A 19984-nucleotide genomic window follows, 5' to 3' on the forward strand; every position below is an offset into this window, starting at 1 on the left:
CGGCCAGGGCCTTCCGCCGATACCTTATCGCGAGACTCGATCCTGAGACTTGCTCCTGCCGCGATCATCCACCATTTGTAGGGAGCTGGCCCGCCGACCTTGAATCGGCCGGGTCTGGAGGTCTGCCATGAGTGTCGCTGAAACACCCCCCGTGCGCCCCGCCCGGCGCAGCCCGCCGCCGGTCATCCGCATCACCGACATCGCCGCCGAGCGCCTGCGCGAGATTCTCGCCGAGGCCGAGCCGGGCACTGCGGTTCGGGTGGGCATCGAGAACGGCGGTTGCGCCGGCATGTCCTACAAGCTCGATTTCACCACCGATGTGGCCCCGCTCGACTCCGTCGTCGAGGACAAGGGCGTGAAGGTCGTGGTGGATTCCAAGGCGGTGCTCTTCCTCATCGGCACCGAGATGGATTTCAAGACGGACAAGGTCTCGTCCCAGTTCGTCTTCAACAATCCCAATCAGACATCCTCCTGCGGCTGCGGCGAATCCGTCGCCATCACGCCGGCGGCTGCCGACGCGTCCTGAGGGGCGCTTCGGCGCCGAACGGGGCAGGGCGGTTCAGCCGCCGTTCAGTTTGGCCGCGGCAAGAGTGGCACATCGCGCGTATGCCGGCTCGGGCCGGCGGTCGCGCGCCGCCATAACTGCCCACAGGTGCCATCTTGACCCCTCGTCCCATCGCCGCCCTCCTGTCGAGCCCCGCATTCGGCATCGTCGCCCGTGCCTTGCTCACCTTCATCTTCTGGGGCGCGGGCCTGGACAAGCTGTTCAACTTCGGCGAGGCGCTGGCGCTGTTCGACTTCTTCGGCGTGAAACCGGCCCTGTTCTTCGTGCCGCTCGCCATCGTCGTGCTGCTCGGCGGCTCGGCCATGGTCATCGCCAACCGCATGGCCTGGCTCGGCTTCGGGATGCTGGCGGTGTTCACCGCGCTGACCATTCCCATCGCCCACCCCTTCTGGACCATGCAGGGCGAGCAGCGCCTGTTCGAGTTCCACGTGGTGGTGGAGCACATCAGCCTGATCGGCGGCCTGATGATTGGCGCCATCCTGTGCTGGCGCCTGGAGCGCGAAGCGCGCCCCCGCGCCTGAGACAGCGCGAAGCGCGCCCCCGCGCCTGACGGCACGAGCCCGTCGGCACGCGCCGAGCCGCGGTGGAAGCCGGCGCGGCAGGAGGTACACTCCCGCCGCGAAACATGCTCTAAGACACGTCCGCCGGGCCCCGCGCCCGGTCCCGCGGACGTGGCGAAACCGGTAGACGCACGAGACTTAAAATCTTGCGCCGCAAGGCGTGCGGGTTCGAGTCCCGCCGTCCGCACCAGCCGTAAAGTCCCGCACCAGACGTTCCGTTCCCGCATGGCCGGCGCCAGCGCCCTGCGGCGGGATCACTCCCCGGCTTCGGGCGAAGCTGCTATTTGGAGGCATTCGCCCTCTGGGCGACCCGTGCGCCCATCTGCCCCTCGCCCCGGATCCTCCCTCGTGAACGCCCCGCCTTCCCTTCACCATGCGCATCATGCGTCGCCGGTGTATTTCCTCCAGGGCATGCGCAAGGCCGTGTCGGTGCCTGCGCTGGTGCTGTTCGCGAGCTATCTGGGCTTCGGCGCGGTGCTGCATGGGGTGGGATTTCCCCTCGGGGCCGGTATCGCCTCGACCTTGCTCGTGTGGGCCCTGCCGGCACAATTGATCCTCATCGGCGGCCTTGCGGCGGGCACGGCGCTGCCGGCCATCGCGCTCGCCGTCGGGCTCTCCTCCATGCGCCTCCTGCCCATGGTGGTTTCGGTGGCGCCCTACATGCGCGGGCCGCGCCGCAGTCTGTTCTGGGAGTTGGTCTGCGCCCATTTCGTGGCGATGACGGTCTGGCTCGAAGGGCTCCGCATGCTGCCGCACCTGCCCGGTGAGGCGCGCGTGCCCTTCACCCTCGGGCTCGGCCTCTCGCTGATCGGCGTGAGCTGCCTCGGCACGGTGACGGGCTACACCATGGCCGGCGAGGTGCCGGGCTGGATCGCAGCCGGGCTGCTTCTGCTCACGCCCCTGTCCTTCACCGTGCTGATGGTGCGCAACGCCGTCTCCGCCACCGATTGGCTGGCGCTCGCCGCCGGCCTCATCCTGATGCCGCTGACGCTGAACCTTGGGGGCGGGCTCGATCTGATGATCTCCGGCATCGGCGGCGGCACGCTCGCCTTCATCGCCGGCCGCCTGCTGGAGCGACGCCGATGATCGCCCCGATGAGCGAGGGCACCGCCCTGCTGCTGGTGATTCTCCTCGGCTTCCTGCCGACGGAGGTGTGGCGTACCCTCGCGGTCATTGCCGGTCGCCGCGTGGAGGAGGGCAGCGCCGTCTTCCACTGGGTGCGGGCGGTGGCCACCGCCCTCCTGGCTGCGGTGATCGCGCGGCTCCTGTTCGCGCCGGCCGGCGTCCTCGCCGAGGTTCCGCTGGCGCTGCGCCTCGGGGCCGTGCTCGCAGGGGTGGCGGGCTTCCTCGTGGTGCGCCGCTCGGTGTTCGCCGGGGTGGTGGTGGGCGAGATCGTGCTCATGGGCGGCGCTTATTTTCTCCACGGCTGAAACGCGGCGATCTCCGCACTGCACGTTGCGGGGCAAGGCTTTGACGCGGGACGAGTGGTATTGCGAGGCATGCGTCGTCCACAGGGCAGGGGGGCGGGACCACAAATTATCGCCCGTGCCCTTTCCATCGGGGGCGGGGGTTGCTACATACGCCTCGCCGACAGCCGGTTCGCCGGCAAACTCTCGGTTCTGACGCGGGGTGGAGCAGCCCGGTAGCTCGTCAGGCTCATAACCTGAAGGTCGCAGGTTCAAATCCTGCCCCCGCAACCAAACCTTGGTTTCAAGGTCTCAAAAGGGTCGCCGCAAGGCGGCCCTTTTGCGTTTTGGCTCTGAGGGCGGGAGCCGGGTAGGCACACGGTTCCGCATCAATCCGGAGACGGCTCAGGACACCCCTTGCTCGCGTTCAAGGTCGCATCGTGCTACTTTGAGGCGAATAAATGCCCGATTTCGCTTGGCCTAAGCTGCTGACGAAAGGGGGAAAAGGGATGAAGTGCCCTCCAATACCTCCGCACGAGAAAGATCGTCTCGCGGCGCTCGATAGCTATGTGCTTGCCGGCCAGGGGGCCGTCGCCGACCTCACGCCATTGGTCGAGATAGCCCTGCGCATCTTCAACGTGCCGATGGCGGCCGTGAACATGATCGGCACCGACAGCGTGTTCTTCGCGGCGAGCGCCGGGTTCGGCGATGATGTTGACAAGCGCCGGGAAGTCTCTTTCTGCGCCCACACCATCCTTCAGGGCGCCACCATGGTCGTGCCGGACGCGACGCACGACGAGCGCTTCCACGACAATCCGCTGGTTTCCGGCGCCACCAACATCCGCTTCTATGCCGGCGCACCGCTGCTCTCGGCGGACGGCCACGCCATCGGCGTGCTCTGCATCCTCGATACGGTGCCCTATGACGGCTTCGGCGCCGAGGATCGTGTCCGCCTGAGCGATCTGGCCCACATGGTGATGGATCGGCTGGAGATCCGCCGCCTCGCCATGGCCGCGTCGGCGGGCCGAACGGCGGTGCCCAAGCGGGTGGTGGGGCCGGAGCACCTCGCGCACCTCGCCCAGATCGACGCCTTGACCGGTCTGCCCAATCGCCGCCAGTTCTACCGGGCGGTCGAGGCGGCGCTTCTCACCGGCCGGGCCTGCGGACTGCTGATGGTGGACGTGGACGGCTTCAAGGACATCAACAACATCCTCGGCCCTGCCGCGGGCGACGATGTGTTGAGAGCGATCGGCCAGCTTCTGGTCGCCGAGGCATCGAGCGGCACCGCCGTCGCGCGCATCGGCGGAGACGAGTTCGCCATGCGGGTCTGCGGGCTGACGGCCGAGGCGGCAAAGCCTTTCGCCCGCCAACTCCTCGCCAAGATATCCGAGCTCGCCCCCATGGGGCACGAAGACATGCGGATCAGTGCAAGCTGCGGCATCGCGCTGTTCCCTCGTGACGCGCAGGAACCGGTGGAACTGATCGGCGATGCCGACCTCGCGCTCCACGCCGCCAAGGCCGAGGCGACGGCGAACGTCGCGCTCTATTCTCCGGCGCTGCGCAATGATGCGCTGGACCGTCGCCTCTCCAGCATCGATCTGCACCGGGCAGTGGCGAACGGGGAGTTCGTGCTTTTCTATCAGCCGCAGGTGCGCCTGTCGGACGGGGCGCTGGTCGGCGCGGAAGCGCTCATCCGATGGATGCATCCCAGCCGCGGCCTGTTGTCTCCGGCCGCCTTTCTGCCGGCGCTGGAGGGGAGCGCGCTGGCGCCCCAGGTCGGGCGTTGGGTCATCGAGCAGGGGTGCGCCCAGGCGGCCCGCTGGCGACGGCAGGGCGCCGCCGATTTCCGCATGGCCGTCAATCTCTTCGCCTCGCAGTTTCGCACCGGCGATCTGCCCCGCGAGGTGGAGGAGTCGCTGGCGCGGCACGGGTTGCCGCCGGAGGCGCTGGAGCTTGAGATCACCGAGAATATCGTGCTCTCGGACCATTCCACCTCCATCGACGCGTTGACGCGGCTGCGGCAGATGGGTGTCCACATCGCCTTCGACGATTTCGGCACCGGCTATGCGTCGCTCAGCCTGCTGACCCGGTTTCCGGTGAGCTGCATCAAGCTCGATCGCAGCTTCGTTCAGGCCATGCTGCAGGCGCCGCGCGAGGCGGCGGTCATCGCCGCCATCCTGGAGATGGGCCGGGCTCTCGACATGGATGTGATCGCCGAGGGCATCGAGACCGAAGCCGAGCGTGCCTATCTCGCTGCGCGCCATTGTCCGGAAGGGCAGGGCTATCTGTTCGGCCGGCCGATGCCTGCGGAGGAGTTCGAGGCGCGCCTTGGCCAGGCGGCAGCCTTCGTGCCGCAGGGGGCGGCAGAACGGGACGCCGGCCCGCGGGCCTGCTGAGCGGGGCCTATCCCTCAGTGACCGCCGAAGCGCGCAAGCGGTGGCTGCGCACCTTGCTGCGATTGCCGCAGGCGGCCATGGAGCACCAGCGACGGGTGCCGTTGCGGGCGGTGTCGTAGAAGACGAGGCTGCACTCGGGATTGGCGCAATGCCGGAGCCGCGCCGACTCGTGGCGGGCGGCGAAATCGGCAAAATCTGCGGCGATGGCGGGGAGGGGACCCGCGCTTTCGGGCGGGTGCTCCTCCACCACAAGCGCGCCGCCCCGCCACGCAAGGTGCGGCTGGGGTGCGCCCGCCGCCAGCAGGGCGTTGACCAAATCAAGGTCGGCCGGCTTGGGCTTGCTGCCGGTCCTGAGGCATTCGAACAGGCGGGCGAGCGCCTCACGCAATGCGAGGGCCTGCGGCCGCAATGCGGGGGCGGCGTCGGCATCAAGCCCCGCCGCCTTGAGCCAGCGTTGCCAGCCATCCTCGGTGGCCAGGAAATCCCCCAGCGCAGCGGGGGCGGAATTGACGAGATCGATCCACAGGCGACTGCCGAGGAAGGGCATCCCGTCGCGGAAGTCGCTCTCCTGCGGTGTGTTCACACGAACCTCTTCTCTGTCTGCCGCCTGATCCTGCCCGCTGCCGGCGCAGCGTCGGCTGTAACCGGAAAGATAGGCGATTACCGGGAGGGCACAAGCGCGCACCGCCAACGTAACCACTTAAAATGATATTGACAGGTTATTTGCGGTATGTAACCCCATAAGCGGCATTAAGCCAGTTACGTGGAGACATCCCATGCATGCCGTCAACACCGCCGCGCGCTCCGGCGCCGGGACCGAGGTCGCCTATCACCGTGCCGCCATCCGGGGGCTCGACATCTTCTACCGGGAGGCCGGCCCGGCCGACGCGCCGGTGGTCGTGCTGCTGCACGGCTTTCCCTCCTCCTCGCACATGTTCCGCAACCTCATTCCCGCGCTCGCCGACCGCTACCGGGTGATCGCCCCCGACTATCCCGGCTTCGGCCAGTCCAGCGCGCCGGCGCCCGAGGCGTTCGCCTACAGCTTCGACACGCTCGCCGACGTGGTTGAGGCGCTGCTCGAAGGGCTCGGCATCCGCCGCTATGCGCTCTACATGCAGGATTACGGCGGTCCGGTGGGCTTCCGGCTCGCGGCCCGGCATCCCGAGCGGGTGACGGGGCTCATCGTGCAGAATGCGGTGGCGAACCTCGAAGGCTTCCACGCCAATGCCGCCGCCGCCTTCGGCCCCTACTGGACCGACCGCAACGCGGAGACGGAAAAGCCGGTCCGCAGCTTCCTGGCCGCCGAGACCACGCGCTTCCAGTACGAGCATGGCTCGTCCACCCGCGCCGACCGCCTCTCGCCCGATACGTGGACCCACGACCAGGCGCTGCTCGACCGCCCCGGCAACGACCGCATCCAGCTGGAACTGCTTTATCGCTACCAAGACAACGTGGGCGCCTATCCCGCCTTCCAGGCCTATCTGAAAGACCGCCAGCCCAACATTCTGGTGGTGTGGGGCGACAACGATCCCTTCTTCACCGCCGAGGGCCGCGACCTGTTCAAGGCGCTGGTGCCCGCGACCGAGGTGCACACCTACGACGCCGGCCATTTTGCGCTGGAAACCCACCTGCCGGAGATTGCCGGCGCCATCCGCGGCTTCCTCGCCCGCGTCGCCTGACATCGTTCCCGACAGCGCCGCGCCGGACCATCCGGCGCGGCCGCCCTCCAATGGAGCCAGCCTCGTGCCCCTGACGCTTTCCCCAACTTCGGTCTCGGGACGGATTTCGCTCGCCGCGATGGCCGTCCTTGTCGCCCTGTCGCTGCCGACCCCCACCTCTGCCGCTTCGCCGCCCGCGCCCGCTGCCACGGCGACGGTGCCGGTCGCTCTCTCGCCCACGGTGCATTACCGCTCGAAGAGCATCGCCGGCGTCGAGATCTTCTATCGCGAGGCGGGGCCGGTGGACGCGCCGGTGCTCCTGCTGCTGCACGGCTTTCCCTCGTCCTCGCACATGTTCCGAAACCTCATCCCGCTGCTCGCCGACCGCTACCACGTGATCGCGCCGGACTATCCCGGCTTCGGCCACAGCGGCGTGCCGGAGCGCGCGCAGTTCACCTACGGGTTCGCCGCCTTCGCCGATCTCGTGGACAGCCTCATGGGCACCCTCGGGGCCGAGCATTACGCGCTCTACGTGATGGATTACGGCGCGCCGGTGGGCTACCGGCTGGCCCTCAAGCATCCCGAGCGGGTGACGGCCCTGGTGGTGCAGAACGGCAATGCCTATGAGGACGGCCTGAGCTCCTTCTGGTCGCCGCTCAAGGCCTATTGGGCGGACGGATCACAGGCCAACCGGGAGGCGCTGCGCGCGGGCCTCACGCCTGAGGCGACCCGCTCGCAATATGTGAACGGGGTTGCCGATGTCTCGCGCATCGATCCCGACACCTGGCTGGTGGATCAGGCACTGCTCGACCGGCCCGGCGTGGATGAGATCATGCTCGATCTGTTCAAGGATTATGCGAGCAACATCGCCCTCTACCCGCAGTTCCACGCCTTCTTCTGGGAGAAAAAGCCGCCGACGCTCATCGTCTGGGGCGCCAATGACGAGATCTTCCCGGCCGCCGGGGCGCGGGCCTATCTCAGGGATCTGCCGAAGGCGGAGCTTCACCTGCTGAACAGCGGCCACTTCGCCCTGGAAGACAAGGGCGCCGAAATCGCCGTCCTGATGCGCGACTTCCTCGCCCGCTCGCTCCCCGCCACCGCGCCCGGCAAGCCTGCCGCGCGTTGAGTTTGGTATGACCCAGCCGCTGTCCGCCTTTTCCGCGCGGGCAGCGGCCGGGGCCGGGCTCACCACTTGAGGAAACGCGGTCCCGTCAGCCAGCCGAAGCCGGTGACGATGGCGAGGCCCGCCGCGTACCAGATGCCCACATAGACCGGCGCATCATTCACGCAGAAGGACGCATAGGCGAGGGCGCCGATGCCGCCGGCCACGAGGCCGAGCAGCGCCCCGCAATAGTGCAGGTCCGTCGGCGCCGTCTCGCGCAGCACCAGCGTGAGCACCACGAGCGGAATGACCGACAGGAGCGGGATGGCGAGCACGCAGACGAACCAGTCGTTGAACATGGTCGCCATGCCGCTGGTCGCGGGCGTGGCGACGATCTGCATCACCGCGGCGAACCACACCAGCGCCAGCGGAAGGAGGGCTAGGCGGAGCAGCTTGCCGCTCGCCCGTCCGGCCCGCGCCGCCCGGCGCAGGCCGTGCGCGGCGATGGCGACCATCGCGGCGAGGAAGCCGACCTTCAGCACGAAATCGAACGTGCCCATCGCCCGCAACAGGTCCGGCCGCACCCCGAGCGCGAAGATGCAGGCGAGAGCCGCAAGGCAGAGGGAGCCGGCCATGGCGAGCGTCAGCAGGCGATCCTGCCGGCCCGGGTCCACCGCCTCGACGCGGGTGGCGAGGAAATCGATGAGGTCGTCGGTGTTCATGGGCGTGCCTCCGACAAAAGGGCAGCAAGCTTCTTCATGCCGCGATGGATTCCGATTTTCACCGCGGCATCGGTCATGCCGATGCGGGCTGCGGCCTCGGCGATGCTGAGGCCTTCGATTTTCACGTATTCGATGGGCAGCCGGAAATGCCGGGGCAGCGTATCCAGTGCCCGGTGCAGTTCCCGCGATGTATCCACCGCTTCATATCTGTCCACGTCGGCGAGATCGTCCATCTCGTCGATCTGCACGTTGCGCAGCGCCCGCGCGTTGAGGCGCAGGTGGTCGATGAGCTTGTAGCGGGCGATGCCGTAGGTCCAGGCGAGGACGGGCGAGGAGCCATCATAGGTGTGGCGCTTGGTGTGCAGCACCAGAAGGGTGTCCTGCACCAGATCCTCCGCATCGTCCGTCCCGGCACCGCTGCGGCGCAGGCGGTTGCGGAAATAGCTGCGCAGTCGCACGGACACATGCTGCAGAAGCGCCCGGTGCGCCTCGGCATCGCCGGACTGGCTCGCGCGCATCAGCGCTTCCAGATCGGGTTCTCGGCTCATGAAATTCCCCCTCATGAGCACGAATTCGCGGGGCGGTGCTGAAAGGTTACACGCGGCGCGATCACGAGGATGCGAGGGTGCCGGGACGTGCCGCGGAGACCTTGGTCCTGACAGTGTTTCGGCAGCGTTGCGCGGAGGATTATCGTGATCTCAAAATCTGTTGAACAGGTCTTTCGAACTGATTGTAACCTGAGAGGTTCGACTTGCGGAATATCCAGCATCAACGCTTCGATACTGGAGAAAATACATGCGTAAGTCGATCCTCTCCCTCGCCGTCCTCGCCTCTGCTCTGGCCCTCGGCACTGCCGCCTTCGCGGACGAGACCGAGACCGCCGTGAACCGCGAGAGCGTGCGCGTCGCCGCCGGCATCACCCACACCGATCCCGCGCCGCTCGGTTATGGTGCGGATACCGGGGTGCACCACGGCTTTGCCGGGGCGCAGCCCGAGCACACCCTCTCCGATGCCGACCGCGCGCTGTTCAAGCTCGGTGATCGCGGCCTCGGCAACAGCTGATCGGGCCTCACAAAAGCCGGCCGCGGTGGTTCTCCATCGCGGCCGGCTTTTCGCGTTTCAGAGGGATCAGCGGGCGACCGTGCTCGCCACATAGATCCGCCACCGCCCGTCCTCTTCCTCTGCCAGCCGATAGAGTGCGCTGGACGCAAAGGGATCGGGACTCCAGGCGCCATCCTGCGCGGTGACGACGATGGCGCCGCAGCCGAAGGTCCAGCGCAGGGTCGCCACGTCCTCCGCCGTTCCGGTGCCGGCAAAAACCCGGTCGAAGAGCATTGCCGCGTCCACACGCTTGGATGCGGAGAGGGGCGCGAAGGCGAGCGCCATCTCCTGCCCGCCGAAGCAGGAGCGGCGGCGCGAAAGGAGCGCCCATGACAGGTTGATGGGCCAAGGCGTCAGCTTCTCCAGCCGCGCCGGATTGCTGGCGATCCGCACCTCCGGCCCGACCGCCCGCCGCACTGCTCGCCACAGCGCCGGATCATCGGCGAAGACGGGGCCGTCCGCGCTCGGTTCGCCCGTGATGTTGCGGTGGGCGAGGGCGATTGTGTCCGGCAGTCCGAGGGCGACAAGAGCGAGGCCCGCGGCGAGAAGGGCGCGGCCCTCCCGAGCGCGCCGTGTCTGCATGGCCCAGAACAGCGCCATCGACAGCGCCGTGCCCGCGAAGGCTGCCAGCACCAGAACGGCGGGCAGCACCGCGCGCCAGCCCAGATCGTTGTTCTCCCCCGCCGTGCTTTGCAGGGTGGCGCTCACCGCCAGCGCCACGACGGCCAGCGCCGCCAGCGGGCGCGCGATCTGCCGGGCCGACCGACCGCCCATGCGCCCGGCGAACACCAACGCAAGCCCCGCGACGCCAGCGAAGAGGATGCCCGGAAATTCCACCGGCAGCAGCACCAGCCAGTAGGCGAGCGGATCGAGCACCGCGCGTGCCGCATCCGGCCATCCCGGCCCCAACACGGGCAGCGGCGTGAGCTGGAGGGGAGTTCCACCGCCCCGCGTTGCCGCCGCATGGATTTGCGCCATCAGCAGTGGCGCGACGAGCGCCAGCGCCACCAGCGCCGCGCCGGCCAGCGCCGCGAGGAAGCGCAGGCGGCCCTTTGTGGGCCCGGAGAAGACCACAACCAGCGCCGCCGCCGTTCCAGCCAGCGCGAAGGTGATGCCGCCCACCCACAGGGAGCTGCCAAAGGCCGCTGCTGCGGAGAGCCCGATCAGCCCCGCGAGCACCGCCCCTTGCCCGCCACCGGACCCCGCGCGCAACCGCGCCATCAGCAGCACCGCGATCACGCAGGCCGTGGCGGACGCGACATGATGCGGGCTCCAGCTCGTCTGGTAGAGGAGGCCAGCGAGACCCGACGCGGGTTCGAGCGCAAGATCCACCCGCGCCCCGCCGAAGAGCGCCGCCAATACCGGCCGCAGCGAGCCCGCCGATGCGGCGAGGAGCGCGAGGAGTGGGGCAGATGAACCGGGGCGCAGGCGGAAGGCGAGCCCCGCGACGAGCGCGAGCGCCGCGAAGCCGGTGAACCAGGTGGCGGCCGCATCCGCCGCCCAGCCGTGCGCGCCGGAGAGGAGGGCGAGTTCCGCCGCGCCGAAGTGCCAAAGATAATAATAGGCCACCGTCCCCGCCGCGCCGCCCGCCCCGAACACGGGATTGGCGGGCGGAATGGTGCCGTTCTGCGCGATCTCGTCGATGAGGATGATCTTGGCGTGGTCGTAGATGGGGGAGGCGAGCGCGATGGCGCCATCCGGCATCATCTTCGGCAGCACGCCCAGCATCGGCACCAGCGCTAGAAGCCCGGCGACCACGAGCGCGAGGAGCGGAAAGCGACCACCGGCCGGCGCGCGCGGAAGGGCGAGCGCGCACAGGCTTACCAGCGCCGCCGATCCGATGATGACGACCGGCGAGAGGCCGAACAGATGGGCCACGGCGAGAGCCGCCGGCGTCTGCGTGGCCCATCCGAGCGCAGGCGCCAACGCCAGCGCCGCCGTCCGGCCTTGCCCCAGTCCGCGCGCCAGAAACCAGCCGGGTATTCCCCACAGGACGAGCGCCAGCGGAAGGCACAGGAGAAGGCTCGGGAGGGACACCATCAGCGGGCGGCGCCGGCCGTCACAGGCCGGCGAACCAGTTGAAGCCCTGCTTCTCCCAGAAGCCGAGGGGGTAGGTGTTGGTCACCTCGATGGCGCGGATCCATTTGGGATTCTTGAAGCCGAGCTTCACCGCCGTGCGCAGCCGCATGGGTGCGCCGAACGGGTCCGTGATGGGCTCGCCCGCATAGTGCGTGGCGAGGATCGTCTGCGGGTGGAGCGCCGAGGCCATGTCGATGCTCTCCATGTAATCGTCATTGCCGTAGAAGGCGATGTACTTCGCCGTGAGGTCCGCGCCGATGCGGGTGAGAAAGTCCCTGAGGTTCGGGCCGGACCACTGGCCGATATAGTCCCAGCCTTCCACGCAGATGTGGCGGATGATCACTTCCTGCTGCGGCAGGGCATTGACGCGGTCCAGCGTCCACGGCCGTTTGTCCTTGACGAGGCCGGAGAGTTCCAGCTGCCAGGTGGAGAGGTCCACCGGCTTCACCTCGTCGATCTCGTAATAGGCGTTGAAGCGCGGCGGCTTCACCACGAGGTCACGGGAATAGGTGGGGGCGAGCCGCTTCGGGTCGAACAGGGCCGCCTGCACGCCGTCGTTGAAGTCGGAGACGGTTCGAAGAACCCCTTGAACCTCTTCGCGATTGGAGATGTCGCAGCCGGCGAGGAGCGACATTGCGCCCAGACTCAGCGAACCGCGCAGCAATTTGCGGCGGTCGATGCGCTCGAGGAGGGCACGGTTCTCGACCATGAGGCTCTGGTCGGGCCGCGTGATGGAGGCCCGGTTTGGCCGGAAGAAGGAGCGGAGGGACATGGGCTTGCCTCAGGTCAGCGCGAGGGATCGGGCGCGGGCGCGCCATCGGCGGGGAGGGTGTCGGGATCGGGCAGGCGAGGGCCGCCGGTGAACATGGCGAAGAGCGTCTTCGGCACCAACAGCGCCAGGGCCACGTGCACCACCATGAACAGCACGATGGCCGCCATGCCGAGGAAGTGGATCAGCCGCGCCGACTGGAAGCCGCCGAACATCGAGACGAGCCCGGAAAACTGCACCGGCTTCCAGATGGCGAGGCCGGAGGCCACCTGCACCACGATGATGGTGATGACGCCCACATAGAGCAGCTTCTGCACCGCGTTGTAGTGAGTGAGATCCTGGTGCTTCAGCCGAAAGGTCAAGGCGGCGACGGCCTCGGCGATCACCTCGCGGGGGCGGATGGGGAAGAGCAGGCGGGCAAAGCGGCCGGTGGCGATGCCGTAGGCGAGATAGGCGAGGCCGTTCAGCACCAGCACCCACATGCCGAAGAAGTGCCATTGCAAGGCGTGCTGCGCCCACACGCCGAGCACGATCGCCTGCGGGAAGTGCAGGAAGCCGAAGATCACCTCGTCATTGTAGATCTTCCAGCCGCTGCCGATCATGACGATCATGGCGATGGCGTTGGTCCAGTGCATGATCCGCAAGGCAAGCGGATGCATGCGTCTTGATGTGTGTTCTTTCATGTGCATCGCTTTCGTTCCGGATTTTGCGTATTTATTTTTGTATCTTGTAATAAATATTGACCGAGATTCGTATATGACGATGTATATCGTCAGATAAAAACTCTTGGAGTCTTTGCATGAACCCCATTCGTCCTGTTCTGGCGCTCGCCCTCGTCCTCGGTGCGACCGGCATCGGCGCGCCGGCCTTCGCGGGCGGTCCGCCCCACGCCAACACCCAGACCGCGCCGGGGGACGATGACCTCACCCCCGCCGAGCGGATGGCCGAGCGCTTTCCCCAGAAGGTGCGGGTGGGCGATCTCGTGGGCCTGCCGTTGCTCGATTTCGACGACCGCACGCTGGGGTTCGTCACCGAGGTGGCGCGCACGCCCGAGGGCGGCATCGTGCTCGTGGTGCCGGTGGGCGGCTGGTTCGGCCATGGCGGCCGGCCGGTGCCGGTGCCCCTTGAGACGGTGGCGATCCTCGGCCGGCAGATCGCGCTTCTGGACATCCCCCGCGACGACCTGCCGAAGCTCGTGTCCTGGACGCCTGCTGCCGGCCAGAGCGTGCCGCCAGACGACATCATCCGCATCGCCATCACCCGGCGCTGATTGGGAAGGGGCGCGGTCATGGCCGCGCCCTTTGCGTTTCCGCCAGCAGGTTCGCCGCCTCGATGGACGGGATCTGCCGCCGGTTCAGCGCCAAATGCCGGCCGAAGGCGAGGGCGCGGCGCTCCAGCCGCGCGCGCAGGCCGATGTCCGTGATGGTCTCGAACTCGGCGATATGGGCAAGGCCCAGAATGCGGCGGCTGATTTCCATGCCGGCAAAGCCCAGTGCATCCTGCCAGACGGAAGCCAGATGGGTCGCAAGCGCCACCTTCGCGCCGGCCTCGTCCCCCTGAGCATCGAACAGGTCGGAGCCGCCGAGGATGCCGGTGCGCTCGTGCGTCCAGAGGCGGGAGAATTCCGCCTCGAAGGTCCGCCACAGGATGCCGGCGGTGGCCAGCAGGAATTCGCAATAGGCGCCAGCCGCCCGCGCATCGGCGCGGTGGCCCTCCTGCGCGAAGGCGGCCATCCAGAGGTTGGCGAGGCACACGCCCACATCGAAGCCCATGGGGCCGTAGAGGGCGAACTCGGCGTCGATCACCCGCGTGTCGGTGGGCGTCGCCATCACCGATCCGGTGTGCAGGTCGCCGTGCAGCAGGGTCTCGGCGCAGGTCGCAAAGCGCGCCTTCATCTCCACAGCCGCGAGCTTCAACGGGCGGTCGGCGCGGAAGGCGCTCGCTATGTCGTCGAGCCCCGGCGTGTGCCGGTTGAGGGGGGCGGCTTTGAACGGGTCGGAGAAGACCAGTTCCTCGGTAATGCCGGCGAGTTCCGCATTGCCCGCGAACAGGGCGAGGTCGGCCTTGCGCGCCGTCGTGGGCATGGACCAGTCCGAGCCCCGGAAGAGCGTGCGGGCGAGGTAGAGCCCGAGGTGGGTGCCGAGCAGAGGCAGTTCCTCCCCCGCCATGAAGGCGCGGCGGGCCACCTTGTGCGGGGTCAGGTGCTCCATGGCGAGCATTGCCTGGGCGGGATCGAAGAAGAGGAGTTCCGGCGTCCGGCCGGGATCGCGCGCGCCAAGACGCGACAGCGCTTCATGCTCGAAGAAGGCGCGGTCGAGGGACATAGGCCAGCTCTCGCCCACCACGCGGGCATAGGGCAGCGCCTGCTTCACCACGACGGAGCCCTTCAGCCCCTCGACGATGAAGACGAGGTTCAGGTTGCCGTCCCCCACTTCCCGCACCTGCCAGGCCTCGGCCGGGCCGAGCCGGTCCAGAAGCTCCGGCCGTCCGCCGAGGCGGCGCGGCAGGCTCGATGCGTCGAGGGCGAGATAGGCGGTGCGGTCGAGCATCGGGGCCGGCCTCTCAGCGGGGGTGAACGGTTTGGGCGCAGTGCGCCATCCAGGCGGCGGCGAAGCCGGCGGCGAGGGCGATGGAGCGGGAGGCGCCGTTGTGGTCGCCCTTCTCGAAGTCGCCATGTACCCGCCCGAGCTGGTTGGTGACGTGGGCGAGGCACAGCACCGGCTTGGCCTGCGCATGGGCGAAGGCGTAGAGCGCGGCCGCCTCCATCTCCACCGCCAGCAGGCCCTCGGCCTTGCGGCGGGAGATGGCCGCCTCGGTCTCGCGGAAGGGGGCGTCGGTGGTCCAGGTGGCGCCGGTCAGCACCGGTCCCACCGCCTCGCTACAGGCGGCGCGGGCGATGGTGATCACCTCCGGGTTCGCCGGGGCGAAGGGCGCGGGCGGCAGATAGTGGTAGCTCGTGCCCTCGTCGCGCAGCGCCCGGTCGATGATGATGTGGTAGGAGGGCGGCGCGTGCTCGGCGATCTGCCCGGCGGAGGCCACCGAGATCAAAAGCTCGCAGCCGCAGACGAACGCCTGCTCCGCCACCAGCACGGAGAAGGACGCCCCCACCGCATAGCCGACGATGCCGAAGGAGAGGCCCTCCGCCTCCCACGTCCACATGTCCGTGTGGTAACAGGCCCAGTAGGGCGAGCGGACGGCGCCGAAATGCGCGCGCACATAGTCCACCATGTCGCCGTCGGGATCGAGCAGCACCACGCGCGGCACCGGGCCGGCGTCGAGCCCTTTCTGGCGGCGCGCCTCGCGCATCATGTTCTCGGGCCGGAACACCGATGGCGCGCGATGGTCCGCCCGCTCGATCAGCGGCAGGAAACCGGAGGGCAGAAAGCCGGAGGGTACAGGCACGGCGCGCATGCGCGAGATGTCGTCGGCTTCGTCGAGAGGCTGCAGCAGCATGGCGATCACTCACATCTTGTTCGGCGCGACGGCGGGCGCGGCGTTTTGGGTCGCGACCCGCAGGAAGGTGGAGACGATGCGGGTGCCGGCGGTCAGGGTGGTGGAGAGGTTGCCGGCGACCTTGGAGACGCCGCCTCTGCGGCGGCGGTAGGCGACGGGAATCTCGACGATGGCGAGCCCGGCGCGGGCGGCGCGCATCTGCATCTCGATGTTCCAGCCGTAGGTCAGTTCCCGCATGCCGAGCCCGACCAGCGCGTCGCGGCGGATGGCGCGGAAGGTGCACATGTCCGAATAGGCGACGCCGTAGAGCGCGCGGATGCCGAGGCCCGCCGCGCGCCCCGCCGCCACCTGATGCCAGGCCATGGCGCCGGGCTCGCGCACGCCGCGGGTGCGGGAGGCAATGGCGAAGTCGGCCTTGCCCTCGGCGAGCGGCCTGAGCAGCGCGGGAAGGAAAGCCGGATCATCCGCGCCGTCCGCATCCATGAAGGCGATGATGTCGGCGTCGCGGGCCTCGCACACGCCTTCGAGGCAGGCGCGGCCGAAGCCGCGGCCGGAAGCGAGCACGGTGGCCCCTGCCGCCGCCGCGATTTCCTGCGTGCCGTCGGTGGAGCCGCCATCGGCGACCACCACGAGATCAACGACGCCGGTGGGAATCTCCGCGAGCGTCGCGGCGATGGCCTCGGCCTCGTTCAGCGTCGGGATGACGAGGGCGACCCTCGGAGCGCCTGCGCGGGCCATCTACAGGCTCCAGCGCAGGCCGCAATTGGCACAGGCGGCCGGCGGCGTTTCGGAGAGGAGGCCGGCGCGGAACGCCTTGTAGGCGTCGCCGTGCCAGATGTCGGACAGGGACTGGGATGTCGCGTCGCCCAGCGTGTAATTCTCGTAGCCGCGCTGGGAAAAGGGCGCGATGCAGCAGGGCAGGGCGCGCCCGTTGGCGGCGAAGTACATCACGGTCCACGGCCGCCGGCACATGGACCAGGGCGAGCCCTCCTCCGGCCGTTTCAGGCTCATGCCCGGCTCGGAGGCCGCGCCGGAGGCGGAGAAGACCATCCCCAGCTCCGCCGCCACCCGCGCCGCCTCGGCGATATAGGCGGCTTCATCGGTGTTGATCTGCTCGTAGAGCGCCTGATCCGGGCGGGCGCGGCCGATGGCTTCCTGTTCGAAGAAGACGAGGCGTTGGAGATAGACTTCCCGCACCCCCAGCTCCGCCGCCACGCGGACGAAGTCCGGTAGTTCGGAGATGGTCTCCTTGAGGCCCGTCAGCCAGGCGGAGACGCGGGGATTGGTGTGGCCCTCGCGCTCCTGAAGGTCGCGGAAGGCGCGGACGTTCTTCAGGATGCGGTCGAAATAGTTCTTGCCGCGGATGGCGCGGTAGGAATGGGCGTTGGCGGCATCGAGGGAAACGCGCAGTTCGTCGAGGCCGGCGGCGATCATGGCGCGGCCGTTCTTCTCGGTCAGCACCGTGCCGTTGGTGTTGAACAGCACATAGGTGCCGCGATCCTTGAGGTAGCGGACCATGCGGTCGAGGTCGGGCACCAGCATGGGCTCGCCGACGCCGTGCAGCACGCAGCGTTCGAGATCGGGGATCTGGTCCACGATGGAGGTGAACAGCTCCCAGCTCATGTCCGCCGGCGGCTCAAGCTCCTCATAGGTGCGCGGGCAGGTGGTGCAGAGCAGGTTGCAGCGGTTCGTGGTCTCCAGATAGAGGCACACCGGCTTTCGGACCGGCACGCTGGTGCGGTCCGTTTCCGCCCGCTCGAAATAGCGGCGGGAGACGGCGGGCGCGCCGGGGGTGAGAGCGTTCATCGTCAAGATCCGTTGCTGGAAGGGGGAGGCGGCCGCGATCAGGACGCGCGGCGGCAGGGAGGATCGATGTCGGCCACGGGCAGGCCGAGCCGTTCCGCGAGGTGTTCGTGGCTGAGAAGGCGCCGGAGCAGCTCCGCGCTGTTGCGCGCCGCGCCGCGGGCGAGGGGCACATTGCCGAAGGGCACGCCGGCGATCAGTTCGCCATGGAGCAGGCGCAGCGCGTGGGCATCGTCCACGTCATACCAGGGCGGCAGTACATGGACGGGAAGGTCGATCTCGGCGGCGCGCGCCAGCGTCTGCTCGAAGACGCGCTCGGTACTCCAGTCGATGTCCGCGAACAGGTGCCAGTGCGGCGCCTTCAGGCCGAGCACGTAATAGCCGCCGTCCGTGGACGGGCCGAGCACGGCGCGGTCGCCGGGCTGGGCGAGCACGTCGGCAAGTTCCGCGAGAAGGGCAGGGGGCAGCGTCGGGCTGTCAGCATTCAACACCGCTGCCGCCGGATGTCCGAGGGCGAAGAGGTGGGCGAGGGTCATCGTGAGGCAGGCGCCGAAGCCGGGGGCTACCGCCTCCATCCGCCCGACGCCCGGCGGCAGCACGGCATCAAAGAAATGCGCGGCTCCTGCGGGCCCATAGGCGACATAGGCCGAGACCGGCGCCATTCGTCCGGCGGCGAGGATGTTGCCCACGATGTCCTGGATGAAGGCGGTGTTGAACGCCGCCGCCTCCGTGGGATCGAGCGGCGGGCAGAGCCGCGTCTTGGTGCGTCCGGGCGCCGACGCCTTCGCCATCACGGCGATGGCGCACAGGTCTCCAGACCCCGGGGCGCGTGTGCGCACGCCCTCGCGCAGGTCGATCATGGCTCGTCCCCGTTCCGGTTTTGCTTGTCTGTGAGTGAATTCGCGGCGGAAGCGGCCCCCGTTACGCCGTTCACGAACGAGTGAACGGGGGATTTGCTTCACACGCCTGCGGCGTCGCCCGCGCCGACAAGGCCGCGCAGGCGCGTGACCTCCATCTCCAGCGCGGCGATGCGCGCCTCACGCTCCTGCAGGGCGGCTGCGACGAGCGCGGCGTCGATCTTCTGCGGGATGTGCTGCGGGCAGTTGATGTCCCACGCGGTTACGTGGAACAGCAGGGCGCGCTCGGGAATGGCGCCGTAGTCCTCCGGCATCAGGCGCGCCACGAGGTCCGCATCTCCCTCCACCATGGAGAGTTCGCCCCACACCTTGATGCGGCGGCGGTGGGTGTAATCCATCAGGAACAGGAAGGCCTTCGGGTTTTCCGAGACATTGCCGACCGTGATGTACTGCCGGTTGCCGCTGAAATCCGCCATGCCGAGGGTGCGCGCGTCCAGCACGCGGATGAAGCCCTTCGGCCCGCCGCGATGCTGCACATAGGGCTGGCCGGCGGCGTTCGCGGTGGCGAGGAAGGCGGTGTCGATCCCGCCGAGGAACTGCACGAAATCCGGCGTCAGCTCCGTGCGGAAGCCGCCGCGCGCCTCTACGCGGGCATAGGCTTGGCGCGAGCCGCGCGCCTGCTGCGCCGCCTTCACCGCCGCCGTGAAGGCGACATCGCTGGAGGGCGTGATTGCGAGGGGTTCGGACATGGCAGCCTCCTTCGGAAAACACGAGGTGCCGGGCCCCCGGAGGGGCCCGGCTGTGAGGCTTCGGCTGGCACTCGCCTGCGCTCCGCCGTTTGAGGGGCGGTTCGTCCGGCGGAGCGCGTTCGGATGCCGGCCGCAGGCCTCAGGCGGCCCGCGGCGTGCCGGAGCGCACCACGGGAAAGTCGATCTCGGTGCCGGCGACGTTGTTGAGGTAGTTGGTGAAGATGTTCACGGCGACATGCGCCACCACTTCCACCAGCGCGCCTTCGTCAAGGCCGGCAGCGCGGGCGGCGGCAAGGTCCGCATCGCTCACCTGGCCACGCTTGGCGACCACCGCGCGGGCGAAGGCCAGAGCGCCTTCCGCCTTGCTGTCCGCCGCGCGGCCGGCGCGGGCGAGGGTGATATCGGCGTCGGAGAGGCCGGCGCCCTTGCCAATGAGGCTGTGGGCGGAGAGGCAATAGTCGCAGCCGTTCACCTCGGCGACGGCGATCGCGAGGCTTTCGCGCGTCTTCGCCGGCAGTGCGCCAGAGCCCAGCGCGCCGGACAGGCCGATGAGGCCCTCCAGAGCGGCGGGCGCGTTGGCGGCGACCTTGAACAGGTTCGGCGTGGCGCCGAACTTCGCCTGGACGGCGGAGAGCAGGTCCTTCGCCTTGCCGGTGGTGGAGGCGGGGTCGAGGGCCGGGATGCGGCTGGAAGAGTGGTTCACGGGGGCGCCTTTCGCGTTTCGCTTCGGGCCGGCGTTTGTTCGCGGCTCGGTGAGGAATAGC

22 protein-coding genes and 2 tRNA genes are annotated in these 19984 nt (G+C 68.7%); 11 read left to right on the plus strand and 13 right to left on the minus strand.

Going from position 1 to position 19984, the window contains the following annotated elements; all coding sequences use genetic code 11:
- Nucleotides 1–127: 127 nt before the first annotated feature.
- The 7 genes from EJ105_RS06120 to EJ105_RS06150 all read left to right on the plus strand — a co-directional run bounded on the left by EJ105_RS06120 (nt 128) and on the right by EJ105_RS06150 (nt 4927).
- Nucleotides 128–526: a HesB/IscA family protein gene (locus EJ105_RS06120; protein ID WP_250165638.1), complete on the plus strand. Its 399-nt coding sequence runs from the start codon at nt 128–130 to the stop codon at nt 524–526.
- 134 nt (nt 527–660) lie between these two features.
- Nucleotides 661–1086, plus strand: a complete 426-nt coding sequence (locus EJ105_RS06125; protein WP_029558848.1) for a DoxX family protein — start codon at nt 661–663, stop codon at nt 1084–1086.
- Nucleotides 1087–1230: 144 nt separating this feature from the next.
- Nucleotides 1231–1315 (plus strand) — tRNA-Leu (locus EJ105_RS06130).
- A gap of 158 nt (nt 1316–1473) precedes the next feature.
- Nucleotides 1474–2211 carry an AzlC family ABC transporter permease gene (locus EJ105_RS06135; protein ID WP_250165639.1) on the plus strand — a complete coding sequence of 246 codons (738 nt, stop codon included), beginning with the start codon at nt 1474–1476 and terminating at the stop codon, nt 2209–2211.
- The gene (locus EJ105_RS06140; protein WP_250165640.1) at nt 2208–2555 is read left to right on the plus strand and encodes an AzlD domain-containing protein; all 348 of its coding nucleotides are present in this window, start codon (nt 2208–2210) and stop codon (nt 2553–2555) included. Before EJ105_RS06135 ends, EJ105_RS06140 begins: the two co-directional genes overlap by 4 nt.
- A 193-nt stretch (nt 2556–2748) precedes the next feature.
- A tRNA-Met gene (locus tag EJ105_RS06145) sits at nt 2749–2825 on the plus strand.
- Nucleotides 2826–3040: 215 nt separating this feature from the next.
- Nucleotides 3041–4927: a putative bifunctional diguanylate cyclase/phosphodiesterase gene (locus tag EJ105_RS06150; RefSeq protein WP_250165641.1), complete on the plus strand. Its 1887-nt coding sequence runs from the start codon at nt 3041–3043 to the stop codon at nt 4925–4927.
- 7 nt (nt 4928–4934) lie between these two features.
- Here EJ105_RS06150 and EJ105_RS06155 read toward each other — a convergent pair whose 3' ends face one another.
- Nucleotides 4935–5510 (minus strand): CGNR zinc finger domain-containing protein, encoded by a 576-nt coding sequence (locus EJ105_RS06155; RefSeq protein ID WP_250165642.1) that lies wholly within the window; start codon nt 5508–5510, stop codon nt 4935–4937.
- A gap of 193 nt (nt 5511–5703) precedes the next feature.
- On the opposite strand from EJ105_RS06155, the gene EJ105_RS06160 reads away from it, so the two are divergent.
- On the plus strand, nt 5704–6606 hold the full coding sequence (locus EJ105_RS06160) for an alpha/beta fold hydrolase (RefSeq protein WP_250165643.1): 903 nt from the start codon (nt 5704–5706) through the stop codon (nt 6604–6606).
- 118 nt (nt 6607–6724) lie between these two features.
- Nucleotides 6725–7711 carry an alpha/beta fold hydrolase gene (locus EJ105_RS06165; RefSeq protein ID WP_250165644.1) on the plus strand — a complete coding sequence of 329 codons (987 nt, stop codon included), beginning with the start codon at nt 6725–6727 and terminating at the stop codon, nt 7709–7711.
- A 59-nt stretch (nt 7712–7770) separates the two neighbouring features.
- Here the strand turns inward: EJ105_RS06165 and EJ105_RS06170 are convergent, their stop codons facing one another.
- Nucleotides 7771–8409, minus strand: coding sequence for an NrsF family protein (locus EJ105_RS06170; RefSeq protein WP_250165645.1), 639 nt, complete (start codon nt 8407–8409; stop codon nt 7771–7773).
- A complete protein-coding gene (locus EJ105_RS06175; RefSeq protein ID WP_024278687.1) occupies nt 8406–8957 on the minus strand; it encodes a sigma-70 family RNA polymerase sigma factor in 552 nt (183 codons plus the stop codon). Before EJ105_RS06175 ends, EJ105_RS06170 begins: the two co-directional genes overlap by 4 nt.
- A 247-nt stretch (nt 8958–9204) precedes the next feature.
- Between EJ105_RS06175 and EJ105_RS06180 the strand changes: the two genes are divergently transcribed.
- Complete coding sequence (locus EJ105_RS06180) at nt 9205–9471, plus strand: hypothetical protein (protein ID WP_250165646.1); 267 nt, start codon at nt 9205–9207, stop codon at nt 9469–9471.
- Between the two features lie 66 nt (nt 9472–9537).
- Here the strand turns inward: EJ105_RS06180 and EJ105_RS06185 are convergent, their stop codons facing one another.
- From EJ105_RS06185 to EJ105_RS06195, 3 genes are read right to left on the minus strand one after another with little or no spacing between them, the layout of a single operon-like run.
- Nucleotides 9538–11550, minus strand: coding sequence for a hypothetical protein (locus EJ105_RS06185; RefSeq protein WP_250165647.1), 2013 nt, complete (start codon nt 11548–11550; stop codon nt 9538–9540).
- Between the two features lie 19 nt (nt 11551–11569).
- A complete protein-coding gene (locus EJ105_RS06190) occupies nt 11570–12361 on the minus strand; it encodes a molybdopterin-dependent oxidoreductase (protein WP_250165648.1) in 792 nt (263 codons plus the stop codon).
- A gap of 14 nt (nt 12362–12375) precedes the next feature.
- Nucleotides 12376–13017, minus strand: a complete 642-nt coding sequence (locus tag EJ105_RS06195) for a cytochrome b/b6 domain-containing protein (protein WP_250165649.1) — start codon at nt 13015–13017, stop codon at nt 12376–12378.
- A gap of 140 nt (nt 13018–13157) precedes the next feature.
- Between EJ105_RS06195 and EJ105_RS06200 the strand changes: the two genes are divergently transcribed.
- On the plus strand, nt 13158–13628 hold the full coding sequence (locus EJ105_RS06200) for a PRC-barrel domain-containing protein (RefSeq protein ID WP_250165650.1): 471 nt from the start codon (nt 13158–13160) through the stop codon (nt 13626–13628).
- 16 nt (nt 13629–13644) lie between these two features.
- Here the strand turns inward: EJ105_RS06200 and mtnK are convergent, their stop codons facing one another.
- The 7 genes from mtnK to EJ105_RS06235 form a co-directional block, all read right to left on the minus strand.
- Nucleotides 13645–14907 (minus strand): S-methyl-5-thioribose kinase, encoded by a 1263-nt coding sequence (gene mtnK / locus EJ105_RS06205; RefSeq protein ID WP_250165651.1) that lies wholly within the window; start codon nt 14905–14907, stop codon nt 13645–13647.
- Between the two features lie 13 nt (nt 14908–14920).
- Nucleotides 14921–15811, minus strand: a complete 891-nt coding sequence (locus EJ105_RS06210; RefSeq protein ID WP_250165652.1) for a nucleoside phosphorylase — start codon at nt 15809–15811, stop codon at nt 14921–14923.
- Nucleotides 15812–15820: 9 nt separating this feature from the next.
- Nucleotides 15821–16549, minus strand: coding sequence for a glycosyltransferase family 2 protein (locus EJ105_RS06215; RefSeq protein ID WP_250165653.1), 729 nt, complete (start codon nt 16547–16549; stop codon nt 15821–15823).
- The gene (locus EJ105_RS06220; RefSeq protein WP_250165654.1) at nt 16550–17617 is read right to left on the minus strand and encodes a radical SAM protein; all 1068 of its coding nucleotides are present in this window, start codon (nt 17615–17617) and stop codon (nt 16550–16552) included.
- A 38-nt stretch (nt 17618–17655) separates the two neighbouring features.
- Entirely contained in the window at nt 17656–18474 is an 819-nt protein-coding gene (locus EJ105_RS06225) for a TIGR04282 family arsenosugar biosynthesis glycosyltransferase (RefSeq protein WP_250165655.1), read from the minus strand.
- 98 nt (nt 18475–18572) lie between these two features.
- Complete coding sequence (locus EJ105_RS06230) at nt 18573–19220, minus strand: pyridoxamine 5'-phosphate oxidase family protein (RefSeq protein WP_250165656.1); 648 nt, start codon at nt 19218–19220, stop codon at nt 18573–18575.
- Between the two features lie 139 nt (nt 19221–19359).
- Complete coding sequence (locus tag EJ105_RS06235; protein WP_250165657.1) at nt 19360–19923, minus strand: carboxymuconolactone decarboxylase family protein; 564 nt, start codon at nt 19921–19923, stop codon at nt 19360–19362.
- Between the last annotated feature and the right edge of the window lie 61 nt (nt 19924–19984).

Origin of the sequence: Xanthobacter aminoxidans (genome assembly GCF_023571765.1) — a bacterium.
Classification (GTDB): domain Bacteria; phylum Pseudomonadota; class Alphaproteobacteria; order Rhizobiales; family Xanthobacteraceae; genus Xanthobacter; species Xanthobacter aminoxidans.

Coding starts and splice junctions, on each gene's coding strand:
- EJ105_RS06120 (WP_250165638.1), top strand. CDS start 128: ATGAGTGTCGCTGAAACACCCCCCGTGCGCCCCGCCCGGCGCAGCCCG.
- EJ105_RS06140 (WP_250165640.1), top strand. CDS start 2,208: ATGATCGCCCCGATGAGCGAGGGCACCGCCCTGCTGCTGGTGATTCTC.
- EJ105_RS06150 (WP_250165641.1), top strand. CDS start 3,041: ATGAAGTGCCCTCCAATACCTCCGCACGAGAAAGATCGTCTCGCGGCG.
- EJ105_RS06160 (WP_250165643.1), top strand. CDS start 5,704: ATGCATGCCGTCAACACCGCCGCGCGCTCCGGCGCCGGGACCGAGGTC.
- EJ105_RS06165 (WP_250165644.1), top strand. CDS start 6,725: ATGGCCGTCCTTGTCGCCCTGTCGCTGCCGACCCCCACCTCTGCCGCT.
- EJ105_RS06170 (WP_250165645.1), bottom strand. CDS start 8,409: ATGAACACCGACGACCTCATCGATTTCCTCGCCACCCGCGTCGAGGCG.
- EJ105_RS06175 (WP_024278687.1), bottom strand. CDS start 8,957: ATGAGCCGAGAACCCGATCTGGAAGCGCTGATGCGCGCGAGCCAGTCC.
- EJ105_RS06180 (WP_250165646.1), top strand. CDS start 9,205: ATGCGTAAGTCGATCCTCTCCCTCGCCGTCCTCGCCTCTGCTCTGGCC.
- EJ105_RS06185 (WP_250165647.1), bottom strand. CDS start 11,550: ATGGTGTCCCTCCCGAGCCTTCTCCTGTGCCTTCCGCTGGCGCTCGTC.
- EJ105_RS06190 (WP_250165648.1), bottom strand. CDS start 12,361: ATGTCCCTCCGCTCCTTCTTCCGGCCAAACCGGGCCTCCATCACGCGG.
- EJ105_RS06195 (WP_250165649.1), bottom strand. CDS start 13,017: ATGCATCCGCTTGCCTTGCGGATCATGCACTGGACCAACGCCATCGCC.
- EJ105_RS06200 (WP_250165650.1), top strand. CDS start 13,158: ATGAACCCCATTCGTCCTGTTCTGGCGCTCGCCCTCGTCCTCGGTGCG.
- mtnK (WP_250165651.1), bottom strand. CDS start 14,907: ATGCTCGACCGCACCGCCTATCTCGCCCTCGACGCATCGAGCCTGCCG.
- EJ105_RS06210 (WP_250165652.1), bottom strand. CDS start 15,811: ATGCTGCTGCAGCCTCTCGACGAAGCCGACGACATCTCGCGCATGCGC.
- EJ105_RS06215 (WP_250165653.1), bottom strand. CDS start 16,549: ATGGCCCGCGCAGGCGCTCCGAGGGTCGCCCTCGTCATCCCGACGCTG.
- EJ105_RS06220 (WP_250165654.1), bottom strand. CDS start 17,617: ATGAACGCTCTCACCCCCGGCGCGCCCGCCGTCTCCCGCCGCTATTTC.
- EJ105_RS06225 (WP_250165655.1), bottom strand. CDS start 18,474: ATGATCGACCTGCGCGAGGGCGTGCGCACACGCGCCCCGGGGTCTGGA.
- EJ105_RS06230 (WP_250165656.1), bottom strand. CDS start 19,220: ATGTCCGAACCCCTCGCAATCACGCCCTCCAGCGATGTCGCCTTCACG.